Raw genomic sequence first — 19,067 nt, 5'->3', positions numbered from 1 at the left:
CAGTGGCAGTCCATTGTCAAGGAGGCTTTGGCGTCGTTTGCTGCTATCGTTCGCCCCACTGTCCTAACTTATGTCTGAATTTCAGCAAAACCTATTGACTTTTTCATAAAGCGTTGTACAATAAAGGGAACTAAAAATTCTGGAAAGTTTCCCCTATGTCTTTCGGTCTCGCCCTTTTCATTCTGGTCCTTATTGGGGTTCTCGTAATTGAGAACCTTTTTCCGGTTTGGGCGGCCAGAAGATGCGAAGTGAACGCGTAAGAAGTTTCAGAGTAAACCTAAGCAGAAAAAACCGCCCAACAGGGCGGTTTTTTTATAACCTTCAACCAACGGAGCATTTGCCGGTATGAGATCCGATCAGATCAAGCGAGGAATTGAACATGCCCCCCACCGCGCGCTTCTCAAAGCTACCGGCGTGGTGAGCGATGCCGACCTGGATAAACCGTTCATCGCGGTGGTGAATTCGTATGTTGATATCGTCCCCGGGCATGTTCATTTGCAGGAATTTGGCCGGCTTGTCAAGCAGGCGGTGCGCGAGGCCGGCGGCGTGCCCTTTGAGTTCAATACCATCGCGGTGGACGATGGCATTGCCATGGGGCACGCCGGAATGAAATATTCTCTGCCATCCCGTGAATTAATCTGCGACTCTATCGAGACCATGCTGGAGGCGCACTGTTTTGACGGGATGGTGTGTATCCCTAACTGCGACAAAATTGTGCCGGGAATGCTCATGGCTGCCATGAGGGTCAACATCCCGGCCATTTTTGTCTCAGGGGGGCCCATGGCTGCCGGACGGACTCCTGAGGGTGAAACCATCGACCTGATTTCGGTGTTTGAGGGGGTGGGGGCCTTTCAGGCCGGAAAAATTGATCAGCGTCGGTTGAAAGTGCTGGAGGATTTCGCCTGTCCGTCATGCGGTTCCTGTTCCGGCATGTTCACAGCGAACAGCATGAACTGCCTGATGGAAGCGCTGGGGCTGGCGTTGCCCTACAACGGCTCAGCGCTCGCGCGTACCCCTGAGCGGGAAGAGCTGGCGCGCCGGGCAGGCAGGCTGATTCTGGAGCTGATTGAGCGGGATATTCGCCCGCGAGACATTGTCACGGCCGAAGCCCTGGATGATGCTTTTGCACTGGATATGGCCATGGGTGGTTCGACCAATACCATTCTGCATGGCCTGGCAATTGCCCATGAAGCGGGAGTCGATTATTCATTGCAACGCATCAATGCGGTTTCTCAGCGCGTGCCGCACCTGTGCAAGGTGAGCCCCTCGGGGCAGTGGCACATGGAAGATGTTCATCGGGCGGGGGGCATCCCGGCCATTCTCAAAGAGGTGCAGCGCGGAACGGGTATGTTGCACCTGGAGCGCCTTACAGTGACGGGCAGGCCCCTGGGTGAGTCCCTGGAGGGGGCGGAAATCCGGGATGAGGCGGTGATTCGCCGGTGTGAAAATGCCCACTCGGCTCATGGAGGTCTGGCAGTGCTCTTTGGGAACCTGGCCCCCAACGGCGCGGTGGTGAAGACGGGCGGGGTGGCCCCGTCGATGCGCCAGTTCAGCGGGCCGGCGCGGATTTATGAGTCTCAGGAGGATGCCCTGCGTGGAATCCTGGCGCATGAGGTTCAGCCGGGTGAAGTGGTGGTGATCCGCTACGAAGGACCGCGGGGTGGGCCAGGGATGCAGGAGATGCTCAGCCCTACCAGTGCCATTATGGGGCTGGGGCTGGGCGAGAAGGTGGCTTTGATCACTGATGGCCGGTTTTCCGGGGGGACGCGCGGAGCGTGCATCGGGCACGTCTCACCAGAAGCGGCTGCCGGTGGGCCGATTGCCGCCCTGCAACCCGGAGATATTGTGGAGATTGACCTGGATGCGCAAATCCTTCAGGTGCGCCTTTCGGATGAAGAGATTCAACGCCGGCTGGCGGCACTGCCGCCCTTCCAGCCACGCACGACCAGCAAGTGGTTGCGCCGTTACGCGCAGTTCGTGACCAGTGCGGATACGGGAGCGGTGCTCAAGATTTGATTGTGTGGTTACCAACCGAACCGAAGCGGTTGAGTTCGTTTTTCGCCAATGGAGGAGACAGACAATGAAACTTACGGGTGCACAGATTCTCTGGGAAACACTGGTGCGCGAGGGGGTGGAGGTAGTCTTTGGCTACCCCGGGGGGGCGAATTTACCTATCTACGACGCCATGCTCGACTACCCCGTGCGCCACGTGTTGACGCGCCATGAGCAGGGCGCGGCGCACATGGCTGACGGCTACGCACGTGCCAGCGGCAGGGTGGGGGTGGCCATGGCTACTTCAGGCCCGGGGGCAACCAACCTGGTGACTGGAATTGCGACCGCCATGATGGACTCGTCTCCGGTGGTGTTCATCACCGGGCAGGTGGCCAGCCGGTTCATCGGTTTTGATGCTTTTCAGGAGACGGATGTTACGGGCATTACCCTGCCGATCACCAAGCACAATTACCTGGTGACGCGGACAGAAGAGATTGGCCCCACCCTGCGCGAGGCTTTCTATATTGCGCGAACCGGGCGCCCCGGGCCGGTGCTGGTAGATATTGCCAAAGACGCCCAGCAGAATGCGATCGAGTGGGAATACAATGGGGGGCCAATCAAGATGCGCGGCTACCGCCCCGATTTACGGCCTGGAACGCGGCAAATCCAGCAGGCGCTGGAGATGATTGCGGCTGCCAAACGTCCTCTGATTCTGGCAGGGCAGGGTGTACTGCTCAGTAATGCGATGAGCGAACTGCGTGAGTTTGCCGAACGTGCCAATATTCCGGTGGCGATGACTTTGCTTGGAATCGGGTGTTTCCCGGCGACCCATCCCCTCAACCTTGGGATGATGGGCATGCACGGTGAGGCATGGGTAAATCATGCCATTCAGGAAGCCGATTTACTGCTGGCTTTTGGAATGCGCTTCGATGACCGGGTGACCGGGAATGTCAATACTTATGCACGGAATGCCCGAAAGATCCATATCGATATTGACCCGGCGGAGATTAACAAGAACATCAAGGTTGATCTGGGGCTGGTGGGTGATTTGCGCGATACCCTGCGGCAGATTCTGGAGCATCTGGAGCCGCAGGAACATACCGACTGGCTGGCGCACATTACCGAAATGAAGGGAGATAGCGCCGTGCGGGATGTGCAAAACCTGCCCCCGGATGGGCATCTCTATGCGGCGCATGTGATCCATGATCTGTGGCGTACCACCGGCGGGAACGTGCTGGTTACCACCGATGTTGGACAGCATCAGATGTGGTCGGCGCAGTACTTCAAGCAAGATCATCCCCACATGTGGATTACCTCTGGAGGCCTGGGAACGATGGGCTTTGGGCTTCCTTCAGCCATTGGGGCAAAAATTGCCCGGCCCGACCAGGAGGTCTGGACGATTGTGGGCGATGGTGGGTTCCAGATGACTCAGGCTGAGCTTTCTACCGCCGCTCAGGAGAACGTCAAGGTGAATGTGGCCATCATCAATAATGGTTTTCTGGGTATGGTGCGCCAGTGGCAGGAGTTCTTCTACGAAAGGCGTTATGCGGCCACCCCCATGCGCAGCCCCGATTTTGTCAAGATTGCCGAGGCGCACGGGCTGACCGGCCTGCGCGTGACCACGCGGGAAGAGGTGATCCCTGCCATTCAACGTGCCGGTCGCACCGAGGGTACGGTGGTGATTGACTTCAGGGTTGAGCAGGAAGACAGCGTGTACCCCATGGTACCTACCGGAGCCGATCTGCATAACATGATTCGCCGCCCGGTGCCTAACCGTATCGTGGAAACGGCCCAGGACGAAATTTAAACTCGAACCCGGGATGCCCCTCAGGGAGAGGAAGGAAGAAAGAAAATGAACCATACGATTGTGGCTTTAGTGGAAGATAAACCCGGTGTGTTGAACCGCGTGGCCTCGCTGTTTCGACGCCGTGCGTTCAATATTGAATCGTTGACTGTTGGGCACACCGAGCAGCCCGGCGTTTCGCGCATGACGATTGTGGTCGACAGTGACGATGTCTCCATCGAACGGTTGATTGCTTACCTGTACAAGCTGGTCAATGTGATTCAGGTAGAGGATCTGACGCACGTGCCGCGGGTAACCCGCGACCTGGCGATGATCAAGGTAAGCGCCACACCTGAAAACCGCACCCACATCATGCAAACGGTGGATGTGTTCCGTGCGCGCATTGTGGATGTGACCAATACTTCCTTCATCATTGAAATCACCGGTGATGAGGAAAAAATTGAAGGGTTTGTGGAGGTGCTTCGCCCCCTCGGCATTATTGAAATGGTACGCACCGGTGTGGTGGCGATGGCGCGTGGAGGTGCTCCTCTGTACGTGAATGGAAACGGCAACGGCAACGGCGTTCATGCCGCTCATTATGCCTCGTAATTTTTTCAGTCAGGTTTCATCATTGCCCAAGGAGAAGACAGTTTTATGGCCAAAATGGATTTTGCAGGTACGCTGGAAGAAGTAGTGACGCGTGAAGAGTTCCCACTGGAAAAAGCCCGTGAGGTGCTCAAAGATGAAGTGGTGGCAGTGCTGGGATACGGTGTGCAGGGGCCGGCCCAGGCCCTCAACATGCGCGACAACGGCATCAAAGTGATCGTGGGGGTCAACCCCGGCGGTCGTTCCTGGCAGAAAGCGCTGGAAGATGGCTGGGTGCCGGGTGAAACCCTTTTCTCCATCGAAGAAGCCGCCCTGCGTGGCACGGTGGTTCAGTACCTTGTATCAGACGCCGCCCAGAAGCTCACCTGGGATCGGGTGGTGGAATGCCTCAAACCGGGAGATGCGCTTTATTTCTCGCACGGGTTCTCGGTGGTTTACAAAGACCAGACGGGGGTCATCCCTCCGGAATATGTGGATGTGGTGCTGGTAGCCCCCAAAGGTTCTGGAACCAGCGTGCGCGCCAACTTTCTGGCGGGGAGCGGGATTAACTCCAGCTTTGCGGTCTTTCAGGATTACACCGGCCGGGCCCGCGAGCGCACCCTGGCGCTGGGCATTGCCATCGGCTCGGGGTACCTTTTCGAGACGACCTTTGAACACGAAGTCTTCAGCGACCTGACGGGTGAACGCGGTGTTTTGATGGGCGCTCTGGCGGGGATCATGGAGGCACAGTATCAGGTGCTGCGCGAGCACGGGCATACACCCTCAGAGGCTTTCAATGAAACCGTTGAAGAATTGACCCAGAGCCTGATCCGCCTGGTGGCGCAGAACGGCATGGACTGGATGTATGCCAACTGTTCAACCACGGCCCAGCGCGGTGCACTGGACTGGCGGCACGAGTTCCGCAAAGCCACATTGCCGGTTTTCGAACGTCTGTATGAAAGCGTGGCCTCCGGGGAAGAAACGCGTATCGTCCTCGAAGCCAACAGCGCGCCAGATTACAAAGAGAAGCTGGAAGCCGAGCTGCGTGAAATGCGCGAGTCGGAGCTGTGGCGGGCAGGAGCTCAGGTGCGCGCCCTGCGCCCGGAGAACTGGAAGAAGTGACCTTTCCGTCTCCTCCGCACAGGGAGGATGCCTGTGAAGGGAAGGAAAAGGGAGTAAGAAGTATGGACTCTTATGTACGGATTTTCGACACCACCTTGCGCGATGGCGAACAGTCGCCGGGGGCAACCATGACCAGCGCAGAGAAGCTGGAGGTAGCCCGTGCTCTGGCGCGCCTGGGGGTGGATGTGATCGAGGCGGGTTTTCCGGCGGCATCGCCCGATGATCTGGAGGCCGTGCGCCGTATTGCCGTGGAGGTGGGTAACCCTGCGGATGGCGGAAGAGCCCCCATCATCTGTGGGCTGGCACGCGCCACTCGCAATGATATTGACAAAGCCTGGCAGGCAGTGCAACCGGCGGCACACCCCCGTATTCATACCTTCCTGGCCACGTCTGAAATCCACATGCAGTACAAGCTCCGCATGACGCGCGAACAGGTGGTGGAACGGGTGCGCGAGATGGTCTCTTATGCCCGTAGCCTGTGTGAAGATGTGGAGTTCAGCCCCGAGGATGCGGGGAGGAGCGATCCGGAATTCCTTTATGAAGTCCTTGGTGTGGCGATCGAAGCCGGGGCGACCACCCTCAATATTCCCGATACGGTGGGTTACACCCTGCCCGAGGAGTTCGGGGCCTTGATTGCCGGGATTATCCGCCATACCCCCGGCATCGAAAATTGCATCGTCTCGGTTCACTGTCATAATGATCTCGGATTGGCCACGGCCAATACTCTGGCCGGGCTGGCGGCGGGAGCCAGACAGGCCGAGGTGACTGTCAATGGTATCGGCGAGCGGGCTGGCAATACGGCTCTCGAAGAAGTGGTCATGGCTTTGCACACCCGCAGACCGGTCTTTAACCTTTCGACCGGCATTGATACCACGCAGATCACACGCATCAGCAAACTGGTGAGCAACTATACCGGCATCAGTGTTCAGCCGAATAAGGCCATTGTGGGCGCCAATGCCTTTGCGCATGAGGCGGGTATTCATCAGGATGGGTTGCTCAAGAATCAACTCACGTATGAGATCATGCGCCCCGAGTCGGTGGGTGCTTCTCAAACACGCCTGGTGCTGGGCAAGCATTCCGGGCGCCATGCGTTGAAGATGCGTCTGGCTTCCCTGGGGTACGACCTGGGTGAAGATGAGCTGGATCAGGTGTTTGAGCGTTTCAAGTCGCTGGCTGACCGGAAGAAGGTCATCACGGATGCTGACCTGGAGGCGCTCATTTCGGATGAACTGTACCAGCCGCGTGAACTGTTTTCGCTGGATGGCCTTCAGGTGGCCTGCGGCACCATGGGCATGCCCACTGCCACGGTGCGCCTGCGTGATCCTCAGGGACGGCTTCACGTCCATGCGGCGGTGGGCACCGGTCCGGTGGATGCCGCCTATAAGGCCATCGATGCGATTGTGCAGGCTGAAAATGTGCTTCAGGAATTTGTGGTCCACGCAGTTACCGAAGGGATTGATGCCCTGGGCGAGGTAACCGTGCGCATTCAGGGGCAGGATAGCCATTCCACCCTTGATGCCCAGCGTGAAGTGGATCAGCCGCGCACTTTTGGCGGTTATGGTGCCGATACAGATATTGTGGTGGCCAGTGCCAAAGCGTATCTGGCGGCGCTCAATAAATTGCTGGTGGCTACTGGTCGTTATGGCCCGGCTGAACAGGTAGCCACGCACATGGTCAGTGCATGATTTTTTTACCGCAGGGTGCGGTAACCGTCTGGAAATTTTGAGCCAAAGGAGAAGACAAATGAACCCCCAGAAGAATCAAATGGTTGACCCGATGCGAGAGGGACACCCTGAACCCTTCCGCGAACCGCGCACCATCCCCTCAGCCTGGGATGTGACGGACTGGATCTCTGGACACGAGCATGACCCGGCAGAGATGAACGGCACGGCATTCAATCAAACCAACCCTACGTTCTCGGCGCCCTATGACAACTCCAAAAACGCTGTTCGATAAGATCTGGGAAAAGCACGTCGTCGTTGAGGAGCCAGGCGCGCCGGCTGTGCTGTACATTGACCTGCACCTCGTTCACGAGGTGACCTCACCCCAGGCGTTTACCGGGTTGCGTGCACGCGGCCTGAAAGTACGCCGCCCTGAACGTACGGTGGCCACCATGGATCATGGTGTGCCGACACGCTCCACCGATGGCACCCCTGAGGGGCGGATGGCCTTCGCGGATGAAATGAGCTACCGGCAAATTCGCCAGCTGGAGGCCAATTGCCGCGAGTTTGGTATCCCCCTCATGGGGCTGGATAGCCCTCACCAGGGGATTGTCCATATCATCGGGCCAGAACTTGGCCTTACCCAACCGGGGATGACCATTGTGTGTGGTGACAGCCACACCGCCACGCACGGCGCTTTTGGTGCTCTGGCCTTTGGTATTGGCACCAGTGAAGTGGAGCATGTGCTGGCTACCCAGTGCCTTTTACAACATCGCCCGAAGACCTGCGAGGTACGTGTGGAAGGTCGGCTGGCCAGAGGGGTGACGGCCAAAGATATCATTCTGGCGCTCATTGCGAAGATCGGCACGGCTGGCGGAACAGGGTATGTGCTGGAATACACCGGCGAGGCGATCCGATCCCTGAGCATGGAAGAGCGCATGACCATCTGCAACATGTCGATTGAAGCGGGAGCCCGGGCCGGGATGATCGCCCCGGACGAAACCACCTTCCAGTTCCTGGCGGGGCGCGAGTATGCCCCCAAAGGCGAGGCCTGGGAGAAAGCCGTGGCTGAATGGCGCCGCCTGCCGAGCGATGAGGGGGCCGTCTACGATAAGGTGGTCACCCTGGATGCCTCGGCTCTGGAGCCCATGGTGACTTTTGGTACGAATCCCGGGATGGGCATTCCCATTACCGGGCGCATCCCTTCGCCTGAGGCCATGACTGATCCGGCGCAGAAAGCCGCGCTTGAGAAGGCACTGGCCTACATGGGATTAGCCCCGGGCGGCGTTTTAACCGGCCATAAAGTGGATGTGGTTTTTATTGGTTCGTGCACCAATGGACGGTTGAATGATCTACGCACCGCCGCGGCGGTTCTGCGCGGGCGTAAGGTGGCCGATGGCCTGCGGGTGCTGGTGGTGCCCGGCTCACAGCACATCAAACGTGCGGCTGAGGCAGAGGGGTTGGATCGCATTTTCAAAGAGGCCGGAGCCGAGTGGCGCGAGCCGGGGTGCTCGATGTGTATCGCCATGAATGGAGATCAACTTGAGCCAGGGCAGTATGCCATCAGCACCAGCAACCGGAACTTCGAGGGAAGACAGGGAAAAGGCGGACGCACTTTTCTGGCCAGCCCGCTCACTGCCGCCGCTTCCGCCCTTACCGGGAGGGTCACTGACCCGCGCACCATCCTCTAATTCTGGAGGACGCGAACACCGAAAGGTACGGGGGTCGCGTCCTTTGTTTCTTTTCAGGTAGAAGGTATTCTATGGAAAAATTCACCACAATCTCCTCGCGTGTGGTTGTTCTGCCGGTTGATAATATTGATACCGATCAGATCATCCCGGCGCGTTTTCTGAAGACCACCGATAAAGCAGGGCTGGGCGCCAATCTTTTCGCCGACTGGCGTTACCTTCCTGATGGATCGCCCAACCCGGATTTTGTCCTCAACCAGCCTGAGAATCAGGGCGCAAAGGTGTTGCTGGCGGGTGACAACTTTGGTTGTGGTTCCTCCCGTGAGCACGCTCCCTGGGCGTTAATGGGCTGGGGGTTTCGGGCGGTCATTTCTACCACATTTGCCGATATTTTCCGGAACAATGCCCTTAAAAACGGCCTGCTCCCGGTGATTGTGGATGCAGCGGTGCATCGCAGGCTGATGGAGCAATTGAAAGCCAACCCGGAAGCACACGTAACGATTGACCTGGCCGCGCAACACCTGGTTCTGCCAGATGGAGAAGCGGTGGCCTTCCCGATCGACCCCTTTTCGAAGACCTGTTTACTCAACGGGGTAGACGAGCTGGGGTATTTACTGGGTCTGGAAGAGCACATCCGCCGGTACGAGGCGCAACACCCTGCCACTGCGAGTTAAACAGTTGGGAGGGTTGGCGATTTTTGATTAGCGTTGTTTTAAGAGGGTGCTATGATCCAGGTATACGACACAACTTTACGCGATGGCACGCAGCGCACGGATATTTCTCTTTCGTGTAATGACAAGATTCAGATCGCCCGACGGCTCGATGAATTGGGCGTGACCTTTATTGAAGGCGGCTGGCCGGGGTCTAACCCCAAAGATGCCGAATTTTTTGAGCGTGCCGCCGGGATGCACTGGCAGAATGCCCGCATCGTGGCTTTCGGGGCCACCTGCGCGGCGAACAAGAAACCCGATGAGGATGCCAATATTCGCGCCCTGATCGATGCCCGTACCAGCCACTGTGCAGTGGTGGGTAAAAGCTCGGTTTTACATGTGCGTGAGGTACTGCGCACGACCCGCGAAAACAACCTGCGGATGATCGAAGAGTCGGTGGCCTATCTGGGTCAGCAGGGACGGGCGGTTATTTATGACGCCGAACACTTCTTCGATGGGTACAAGGAAGATGCGGAATATGCTCTGCAGACGCTGGCGGCGGCCGCGCGCGGTGGCGCCGAAACGCTGGTGCTCTGCGATACCAATGGCGGCACCATGCCCTGGGAAGTGGCCGAGATCGTCCGTGCAGTACGGGCGCGCTTTCCTGAAGCTCAGCTGGGGATTCATGCTCATAATGATGCTGAGTGCGCCGTGGCCAATTCGTTGATAGCAGTGCAGGAGGGGTGCATTCAGGTTCAGGGGACGATTAACGGGTATGGGGAGCGCTGTGGAAATGCCAATCTATGCTCGATCATCCCAAATCTGGAGCTTAAAATGGGCCTCAAAGCTCTCCCTGAGGGCAGTCTGGCGCGCCTGACCGAGCTTTCCCATTATGTGGCTGAGATGGCCAACCTTTCTCCAGATGAGCACCTGGCGTATGTGGGTAAGGCGGCATTCGCTCACAAAGGAGGAATTCATGTGGCGGCCATCCGGCGCACGGCGTCTTCTTACCAGCATATCGACCCGGCACTGGTTGGAAACCAGATGCGCGTGGTGGTTTCGGAGCTTTCGGGGCGCGGCAATCTCCTCAGTAAAGCCGAAGAATACGGGCTTGTTCTGGACGAGGATGCCGACATCACGGCTGTGTTGAACGAGTTGAAAGCGCTTGAGGCCAGGGGCTTCTCTTTCGAAGCGGCAGAGGCCTCGGTTCTGCTCATGCTCAAGCGTCAGCAGAAGGACTACTGTGCACCGTTTGAGCTGGTGGATTTCACAGCCAATGTGGAGCACCGTCAGGGGAGGGGTATTTTTGCCGAAGCGACGGTCAAGGTGCGGGTCAATGGAGAGATCATCCACACCGCAGCTGACGGGAACGGCCCCGTCAATGCGCTGGACGCCGCCTTACGCAAAGCATTGCTGCCCTTCTATCCTTCCATTGCGCATTTCCACCTGGAAGATTACAAGGTTCGGATTCTGGACGGTGACCGGGGCACCAGCTCAACCACGCGGGTATTGATCGAAACCCACAACGGCAATAAAACATGGAGCACGGTGGGAGCGAGCACGAATATCATTGAGGCTTCCTGGCGCGCTCTGGCCGATTCGATTGAGTATGGCATCCTCATGGGAGATTGACAGGAGTATTCATGGAAGCAAACATCGTATTGTTACCCGGAGATGGTATTGGGCCTGAGGTGGTGAGTGCAGCGGTGCGCGTGTTAGAAGCCGTGGCTCGCCGGGGTGGACACACCTTTCATTTCAGCCAGCATCTCATTGGCGGGTGTGCGATTGACGCCTGTGGAACAGCGCTCACCGACGAAACACTGAAAGCCTGCCAGCAGGCCGATGCCGTACTGCTGGGGGCAGTTGGCGGCCCGAAGTGGGATGACCCTACAGCCCCGGTGCGGCCAGAACAGGGGTTGCTGGCCCTGCGCAAGGGATTGGGAGTCTTTGCGAACCTGCGTCCGGTGAAGGTGCACCCCAGACTGGTCTCTGCCTCACCTCTGCGCCCCGAAAAACTGGCAGGGGTGGATCTGGTTGTGGTGCGGGAACTGACCGGCGGGCTCTATTTTGGTCAGCCTAAGGGGCGTTCACTGGTCGATGGGAAGCGGCGCGCGGTGGATACGCTGGAATATACCGAGGGTGAAATTGAACGCATAGTGGAGCTGGCGTTCAGGCTGGCGCAGTCTCGCAGGAAGAAGCTTGCCTCGGTTGACAAGGCCAACGTACTCGAATCCTCGCGTCTCTGGCGCCAGGTAACAGTGGAAGTTTCTCAACGCTTCCCAGATGTGGCGCTGGAGCATGTGCTGGTGGACACGGCGGCTATGCGGCTGGTGGCCAATCCGGCAGCGTTCGATGTGATGGTCACAGAGAACATGTTCGGAGATATTCTCACTGATGAGGCGGCTGTGCTGGTCGGCTCGATGGGGCTGTTGCCTTCGGCTTCGCTGGGATCGGGGGGGCCGGGGCTTTATGAACCCATCCATGGTTCAGCGCCAGATATTGCCGGGCAGGGCATCGCCAATCCCTGTGGCACGATCCTCAGCGCAGCACTGTTGCTGCGGCATTCACTCGGCCTGGAGGCTGAGGCCGTGGCGGTGGAACGGGCGGTAGAGCGCGCCCTTGATGATGGCGCTCTCACCCGTGATCTGGGCGGAAGCCTGGGCACCGAGGCGATGACGGAGGAAATTTTACGCCGCCTCTGACCTCTTCTGAGGCGGCCCCAAAGACAAAGCATGGAAGGGGCATTTCAACCCTGCTGGTTTGAAGTGCCCTTGGGTAACCTTACATAGAAATGGAGATGAAATTTCAATGACCCCCACATCACTTATCTGGATGGATGGAAAACTTGTGGATGAAGCACAGGCTACCGTCCCCTTTCTCAATACCGCCCTGCATTACGGGTTGGGTGTCTTTGAGGGAATTCGTTGTTATGAGACAGATCGCGGACCGGCGATTTTCCGCCTGAAAGAACACATGGAGCGGCTGGTTAATTCGGCCAAAATTCTGGGTTTTCGCAATCTTCCCTATACGGCAGAGCAATTGGGTCAGGCCTGTAAAGAGGTGGTGAAAGCCAACGGGTTCAAGGCGTGTTATATTCGCCCGCTGATTTATCACCACAGCCCGCAGCGCAGTATGAACATCGATGCAGGCGAAGCTCGGGTGGGTATCGCAGCCTGGGAATGGGGAGCATACCTCGGCGAGGAAGCCCTGGAAAAAGGGGTGCGGATGCATGTGGCCTCTTTTACTCGTCACCACCCCAATGTGATGATGACCAAAGCCAAGGTAACGGGGAATTACGCCAGCAGCAGCCTTGCCAAAACCGAGTCAGTGCGGCTGGGCTTTGATGAGGCGGTGATGCTCGACCCTCAGGGATATGTGGCTGAGTGCACCGGTGAAAATCTGTTCATTGTGCGCAAAGGGGTCATCTACACTCCGGGCACCTGGGCATTGCTTGAAGGGATTACCCGCGATGCCCTGATGACGCTGGCGCGAGACCTGGGGTATGAGGTGGTCGAGACTCAGCTCAGCCGCGATCATCTCTACATTGCCGATGAATGCTTCGTCTGTGGTACGGCGGCTGAGGTTGTGCCGGTGACGGAGATTGACTTTCGGGTGATTGGCAGTGGCAGTATGGGGCCAGTGACCCGCGCCCTGCAGAAGGATTTTTATGCCGTAGTGCATGGGAGGCATCCTCGCTCGGCTGAGTGGCTGGATTATGTGGAATAAAAGGCAACCATGCGTGTAGCATTTCAGGGAGAACACGGGGCCTATTCAGAGGCGGCCATCATCGAGCATTATGGCGAGGGGGTCGAAAGTATCCCCTGCGAGTCCTTTGAGGTGGTCTTTGCCTCTGTGGCTGATGGCAGGGCTGACCTGGGATTTTTACCGATTGAGAATTCACTTGCTGGCAGTATTCACCGCAACTACGATCTGCTTTTACAGCACGACCTGGTGGTGGTGGGAGAGCACAGTTTGCGGGTTTCGCATTGTCTGATCGGTCTGCCCGGGACGCGACTGGAAGAGATTCGCACGGTAACCAGCCATCCGCAGGCGCTGGCGCAGTGTGAGGGCACGCTTAAACGTATGGGGGTGAAGGTGGAGCCTGCCTACGATACTGCCGGGAGTGTGCGCCTGGTACGGCAGGCCGGGGAGCGGAGCGTGGCGGCCATCGCGGCGCGGCGCGCGGCACAGATCTACGAGATGGAGGTGCTGGCCGAAGCTATTGAGGATAATCCGGCTAATTTTACGCGCTTCTTAATCGTTGGCCGCCAGCCGGTCTCTCCGGGGAGTGATGCGAAAACCTCGATCGTCTTCTCGCTGGATAACCGTCCCGGTGCACTTTATCGCGCGATGAGTGTGTTTGCTCTACGCGATATTGATCTGACCAAGATCGAATCGCGCCCGCTGGCCGGAAAACCATGGGAGTATCTTTTTTATATCGACTTTGCTGGCTCTATCGAGGAAACCCCGGTGAAGAACGCGCTGGCCAACCTGGCAGAGTTTGCCACCTTCCTGCGTGTACTGGGCTCGTATCCGCGATTCAGAGGGTGAGGCAGAGATCAATAAATAGGCAGACGCCAGAGGTAGGGTATGGTCACTTGAGAACGGAAACCCCTATTTATTTCAACCCATCATCAGAGAGATGATACTCAATTTGACCAGGCCTGTGTCTTCTATTTTAAGGACATGATTGTATATTTTGATTTGTAGGCCGGGAATCATCTCGAAACCATGTGCTCCCATCGGAGTATGCATGTTTTACATACACAACGCCATAATTCACACTCCCGGCACATGGACACGAGTTATGATTAACCCCGCTGGCCGCCCAGCGGGTAGTATTACTCTGAAGTTTTCCACCATAACTGTAATTATCTACCGCGACATAGTTACAGTAACGTGTATCTGTCCAAATGTCTTCTCCTACCTGAGAAAGTGCCGCTCCATTTATTACTTTACTCTCTGCCCAACCTTTCCATACTTTAACGTTATTTACAGTGTCTGTAAAAACGTCTTTGCATCCCTGTACAGTTCTTCCTGAAAAGCTGGCAGGGTACTGACACCAGCTATACGCTGGAACCAGCGTATAGCTGATGCTCGCTATAAGAATTAAAAAAGAATATTATTCTCACTATTAACCATGATTTTTTCACGCCTGATTCACCTCACTCGGCCAATTCAGGATTGACTTTACCTCGTCTGGCAAATCAGGCACAACGGATAGCGAGAAATCAAAATATCTTCCGGTTAAAATGAGATTACCTTCATCGGTAGTTACATAATACGCAGAGCTAACTGGCAGGCCGTTTTGATCATTGCGGAGAAGAATGACTTTACTCCCCACAATGGATTGGATTCTACCGCCGATTTCCATTTCGACCGGTTCTGTCCTCTTGGTTTCCTGAACAAATTCTCGGATTATCTGGCCGCTGTCATCTTTCAGGAAACGGGTAGTGATAGTCGATTCCGCAGGGTTTTGCAATCCCTCTTTAAGGAACGTATCCAATGCAGCACAACGCTCCTTGAGCGGGTAAACATTTCCCGGAGCACTGAAGACCGTTACTGTTTTGTAACCAGCTGGGTAAGCATACATTTTCCCGTACCTGTACATAGCGATCCACACATTGCCCGTCTCAAGATCTTCACGTCGTGAGATCATCTGCTCTTGTTTGCCTTCCGAATCTAACTGGTACCAGATTTGCCACTTCGAATGAACGGGCAACTTAACGCCTGTTACCGGGTCTACACCATTGTCACCCGGCATCTCATCCTGGTAAGTAACATAGATCCATCCCTGACCAGTTCCCTGTTGTTCACATTTCTTTACCAGGTCATCGACTGTTGCCTGTAGTATGGTCATCTTTTCCTGTGGAATGCGCTTTTTACCGGCAGCCTGTACTTGGCTGCCAAAGACGATTGATAAGGCAAGCAAACTCAAGACAATGAAACTAAATCGTATTTTCATATATCCCACCTGTGCAGTCATTCACTTATATAAATGAAAATTATCTCCCTCCATAGCCAATCATGAACCTGTCAGAAACTACTCTAAGCTAGGAAACATGCTTTTTATTTGTTTAATCTATCATAATAGTATTTTTTGTCAAGCTTTATGTATCTGTCCCAAAAATGGTTGGTGACTTTATAACCGCCGCTGCCAGGGGGGAATTGAATGAGGAAAGCTGCCAAATATACCCCAGCCTTGGGACAGACTATTCTCTGTTTTGTCCCAAGAACGGTAGGCAGCTCTTCAAATGCCAGTGATTACGATTCATAGACTATGCCAGGACAAGCATTGGCTGTCCTGGTTGATGTAACCGCATGGAGGGCTCTCTGCCGCAAGATGCAAAAGTCGCCCTGCCTTATATTTTCTCTTTCACCTCTTGGAGTGTGCGCTCATATACCTCGAAGTGTTCGCCTTCAGTTTCCTCGGGGTCTACATATTTAAGCCACATAGCCTGTTCCGGGTGCGCCCCGGAGAGGACGCGCCGGCTCTGTCGGAGAACGCCCTGAGGGTCGGACCAGCGCACTTCGCCCATCTGCAACAGAATGTACTGCCCGGCATATTTCGCTTCGATTTCTTTACGATGGTCCCGGTAAAAGAGCCCCTGCTCGGCGGTGGTGCGCCGCCAGCTTACCACTGTTTCAAAGGGATCTGTAATGCGCGAGAAAAATTCTCCCAGCGGAGCCTGCACCTCAGTTTGAAAGTCAATTTCATCAAGATTTACCGTGCCGAAGCCGTTCTGAGCGGCAATGAGCAGGGCGTTTCGGTCGCGGTGGAAGGGCGGAGTATACCAGTCGGCCTGAGGGTCGTGCCCCATGAGGTAAGCCCCGCAGGCATCGGTCGCAATGACCTGATCTCCGGCGATGAGTGCGTTGCATATGCGCGGGTGATCGCCCGGCCCCCATTCCATGCCAGCCTGTGTGACCATGGCGTCCAGAACATTGAGAGCAGGGTTGTAAAGGCGACCAAGGTCAGCAAGCATATAAGGCATGCGCACCAGATGATGGTAGTACCAGCGGGGGCGTCCCTCAGGTTCAATGGGCATCAATCCAAAGAGGTTTTTCAGGCACAGAGTAATGCCCATGAACTGGTGATTTTTAAGCTTTTGAACCGAAATAACTTCATCGGCATCCAGGACTGATTGCAGCACGGGATACTTCTCAAACATTAACCCACCGCCCGGCACCTGCACCCAGGCCACTTTGTCCCGGTGGCCGTAGACGAAGGGTACATCGAACTCGCGTAACACAGGCAGGATATTGGTGCTTCCCTCAGGGTCGCCATGCCAGATGCCTTCTACTCCCACATCAACGGCAAAAAGCTCGGCATGGGTCTCTTCACGAAGGATGCGCAATAACGCCCGGGCAGCCTGATCGCTGACCAGTTGCTGGCGATGCCCCTGGTGCATGATGACCCGGTCCGCCACCCAGTCCTGGTTGAATTTGATGGCGATGCGGCGGGCCTTACGAAGTTTTTCCCAGGCTCGATCGAGGGGCATTACCGCCCGTTTCATTGCCTGATACACTTCTTCGTCGCTGGATCGATAATCGCAGTGCACTGCGCGCACATGATAGGCTTTTGAGCTGGTTTCAACCATTCAACGACTCCTGTAATCGTGCAACCAGATAGACAGGGATGATTCTATACCGTCCTGTGAAAAAGTCAAAATCTTTACGGGGAGTAAATTTTATCGCTTCGGGCGGCGGAAGTCACCTTCACGCAGGGTTATTCCCAGGGTGTCCAGGTGTTCCAGAAATCCCAGAGCGTACTTACGGCTGGTGTTAAAATGATCTCGAAATTGCCCCACGGTGAGGGTGGGCTCTTTTTCAAAATGATTTTGAACCCAGTGGAGCATGGCTTCGTAGTCTTCCCGGCGGAAGACCACCTCTGCAGAAACCTGAACCAGCCGCCCCAGATCGAGCAGAGCCTGGTACAGTTCGTTCCCAAGCTGTGCCTGGGCTTGCTTCACGGAAGGTGGACTGAAGGGCGCGGAGGAAAATTCAGCCATCAGGCGGTCGATGGCGGCTTGCTGTTGAGGGGTAAAGGTGAGGGTGTACCCCGGGCGATGCACCAGCCCGGTATGCTCTTCCAGAATACCCCGGGTCAGCCAGGACTTGAGAGCCGCATGGAACACGCGCGCGGGTAACTTCAGGCGGCTTTTCAGGGCTTCTCTGGGAATGCCCCGCCTGAGCGGGCTGGTGTGGTGGAAGGCTTCCACTTCATCAAGGGCGCGGCGGGTGAGCGCTTCCCATAAAGGGGCCGGAGCGGCCAGCAGATCGGCCTGTGGATGGAGAGGGCCTTCTTCCAGCAGGTGGAGCTGGCCGGTTTCGATTAATTCCCGGAGGGCCGCCATAGCCTGGTCGTTTGGAAGATGGGATTGGGCACATGCGTGTTGAAGAGAGGTGATGCCCAGGGCCATAAAGGCCTGCAGAAGCACATCCGAAGGGGTGCCATGGCGGAGGGCTTCCAGCGCCGCCAGAACGGAAGAGTCAAAGCGGCGATGCCGGGTGGGTGAAGGGTCTATCACCACTCCGCCACCGAGGGTCTCGGAGGGTGACGGGCGGCGCAGGATGTAATGGTCACCGCGCACAGTCACAACCGGCTCGTGGAGATCCAGCTGCAACCAGCCTTCCTGGCCAGGAGAAAGAACCTCAGTGCCGAGGAGGCGAACCCGTGCCATTACCTCAGCACTGCCCAGGAACAGTTTTACCTGGCTGTTGTGAGAGAGTGCTGCAGATGAATCGGGCAGTAGTTTGAAATGGACATCGAGCAGGCGGGTGGGGCGGTATTTACCCACATGCGTCAGCACGTCGCCGCGGCGAATCTGATGCACGTCCAACCCGGAGATGTTGACCGCGGTGCGGCTTCCAGGGAGGGCGATCTGTTCTTTCTGGCGGTGGGTCTGCAGTCCTCGAATACGCCCGCGCAGCCCCCCCGGCAGGATTTCGATCTCTTCACCGACGCGTAAAGAGCCATCGATGAGCGTGCCGGTGACCACGGTGCCAAAACCGGCAATGGTGAATACCCGGTCGATCGGCAGGCGTGGCCGGGCAAGGTCGGGACGAGGAGGGCGTTCTGCCAGGCAGGCCTGCAGGGCAGCCATTAAGTCTGGCAGGCCCTGCCCGGTGCGCGCCGAAACAGGTATGATGGGCGCCCGCGCCAGAACGGTGCCTTGAATGACCCCTCGGACCTCGGCCAGAACCAGTTCCAGCCAGTCATCGTCTGGAACCAGGTCGGTTTTCGTCAGGGCAATCACACCTGTGGGGATTTGCAACAGATCGAGGATGGCAAGGTGCTCGCGGGTCTGGGGCATGATGCCTTCGTCAGCGGCCACCACCAGCAGGGCGGCGTCAATGCCACCCACCCCGGCGAGCATGTTTTCGATGAAGTCACGATGGCCGGGCACATCCACAATGCCTACCGATTCACCGCCGGGAAGGGTCATCCAGGCAAACCCGAGGTCGATGGTCATCTCCCGTTCCTGCTCTTCTTTGAGGCGATCGGGATGGGTGCCTGTGAGGGCGGCCACCAGGGTAGATTTCCCGTGGTCGACGTGACCCGCTGTACCAATGACGTGCATTT

The 19,067-nt window shown here is 56.7% G+C and carries 15 protein-coding genes; 12 read left to right on the top strand and 3 right to left on the bottom strand.

Features of this window, described 5'->3' with window-relative positions; all coding sequences use genetic code 11:
- Window positions 1-345: 345 nt before the first annotated feature.
- The 12 genes from ilvD to pheA all read left to right on the top strand — a co-directional run bounded on the left by ilvD (window position 346) and on the right by pheA (window position 14,032).
- Window positions 346-2,016: a dihydroxy-acid dehydratase gene (gene ilvD / locus ATHL_RS12935; protein ID WP_062194517.1), complete on the top strand. Its 1,671-nt coding sequence runs from the start codon at window positions 346-348 to the stop codon at window positions 2,014-2,016.
- Window positions 2,017-2,080: 64 nt separating this feature from the next.
- Entirely contained in the window at window positions 2,081-3,799 is a 1,719-nt protein-coding gene (gene ilvB, locus ATHL_RS12930) for a biosynthetic-type acetolactate synthase large subunit (RefSeq protein ID WP_062194515.1), read from the top strand.
- A gap of 45 nt (window positions 3,800-3,844) precedes the next feature.
- Window positions 3,845-4,384: an acetolactate synthase small subunit gene (gene ilvN / locus ATHL_RS12925; protein WP_062194512.1), complete on the top strand. Its 540-nt coding sequence runs from the start codon at window positions 3,845-3,847 to the stop codon at window positions 4,382-4,384.
- Between the two features lie 45 nt (window positions 4,385-4,429).
- Window positions 4,430-5,482 carry a ketol-acid reductoisomerase gene (gene ilvC, locus ATHL_RS12920; RefSeq protein ID WP_062194509.1) on the top strand — a complete coding sequence of 351 codons (1,053 nt, stop codon included), beginning with the start codon at window positions 4,430-4,432 and terminating at the stop codon, window positions 5,480-5,482.
- Between the two features lie 62 nt (window positions 5,483-5,544).
- The gene (locus tag ATHL_RS12915; RefSeq protein ID WP_062194507.1) at window positions 5,545-7,167 is read left to right on the top strand and encodes a 2-isopropylmalate synthase; all 1,623 of its coding nucleotides are present in this window, start codon (window positions 5,545-5,547) and stop codon (window positions 7,165-7,167) included.
- A 58-nt stretch (window positions 7,168-7,225) separates the two neighbouring features.
- A complete protein-coding gene (locus tag ATHL_RS12910; RefSeq protein ID WP_062194504.1) occupies window positions 7,226-7,438 on the top strand; it encodes a hypothetical protein in 213 nt (70 codons plus the stop codon).
- Complete coding sequence (gene leuC / locus ATHL_RS12905; RefSeq protein ID WP_062194502.1) at window positions 7,410-8,834, top strand: 3-isopropylmalate dehydratase large subunit; 1,425 nt, start codon at window positions 7,410-7,412, stop codon at window positions 8,832-8,834. The genes ATHL_RS12910 and leuC overlap by 29 nt, the downstream gene beginning before the upstream one ends.
- Window positions 8,835-8,905: 71 nt before the next feature.
- A complete protein-coding gene (gene leuD, locus ATHL_RS12900; RefSeq protein WP_062194499.1) occupies window positions 8,906-9,505 on the top strand; it encodes a 3-isopropylmalate dehydratase small subunit in 600 nt (199 codons plus the stop codon).
- Window positions 9,506-9,556: 51 nt separating this feature from the next.
- Complete coding sequence (gene cimA, locus ATHL_RS12895) at window positions 9,557-11,113, top strand: citramalate synthase (protein ID WP_062194497.1); 1,557 nt, start codon at window positions 9,557-9,559, stop codon at window positions 11,111-11,113.
- Between the two features lie 11 nt (window positions 11,114-11,124).
- Window positions 11,125-12,183 carry a 3-isopropylmalate dehydrogenase gene (gene leuB / locus ATHL_RS12890; RefSeq protein ID WP_062194494.1) on the top strand — a complete coding sequence of 353 codons (1,059 nt, stop codon included), beginning with the start codon at window positions 11,125-11,127 and terminating at the stop codon, window positions 12,181-12,183.
- A gap of 106 nt (window positions 12,184-12,289) precedes the next feature.
- The gene (locus ATHL_RS12885) at window positions 12,290-13,207 is read left to right on the top strand and encodes a branched-chain amino acid transaminase (RefSeq protein WP_062194492.1); all 918 of its coding nucleotides are present in this window, start codon (window positions 12,290-12,292) and stop codon (window positions 13,205-13,207) included.
- A 9-nt stretch (window positions 13,208-13,216) separates the two neighbouring features.
- Complete coding sequence (gene pheA, locus ATHL_RS12880; protein WP_062194489.1) at window positions 13,217-14,032, top strand: prephenate dehydratase; 816 nt, start codon at window positions 13,217-13,219, stop codon at window positions 14,030-14,032.
- Between the two features lie 598 nt (window positions 14,033-14,630).
- Here pheA and ATHL_RS12875 read toward each other — a convergent pair.
- The 3 genes from ATHL_RS12875 to selB all read right to left on the bottom strand — a co-directional run bounded on the left by ATHL_RS12875 (window position 14,631) and on the right by selB (window position 19,065).
- On the bottom strand, window positions 14,631-15,446 hold the full coding sequence (locus ATHL_RS12875) for a hypothetical protein (RefSeq protein WP_162787708.1): 816 nt from the start codon (window positions 15,444-15,446) through the stop codon (window positions 14,631-14,633).
- A 397-nt stretch (window positions 15,447-15,843) separates the two neighbouring features.
- On the bottom strand, window positions 15,844-17,082 hold the full coding sequence (locus ATHL_RS12870) for a DUF362 domain-containing protein (RefSeq protein WP_062194484.1): 1,239 nt from the start codon (window positions 17,080-17,082) through the stop codon (window positions 15,844-15,846).
- Window positions 17,083-17,172: 90 nt separating this feature from the next.
- A complete protein-coding gene (selB, locus tag ATHL_RS12865) occupies window positions 17,173-19,065 on the bottom strand; it encodes a selenocysteine-specific translation elongation factor (protein WP_062194481.1) in 1,893 nt (630 codons plus the stop codon).
- Between the last annotated feature and the right edge of the window lie 2 nt (window positions 19,066-19,067).

The organism is Anaerolinea thermolimosa (assembly GCF_001050195.2).
In the GTDB taxonomy this organism is placed as follows: Bacteria; Chloroflexota; Anaerolineae; order Anaerolineales; family Anaerolineaceae; genus Anaerolinea; species Anaerolinea thermolimosa.
The sequence above is the reverse complement of the archived record's forward strand: the minus strand, read 5'-3'. Positions and strand labels throughout refer to the sequence as shown.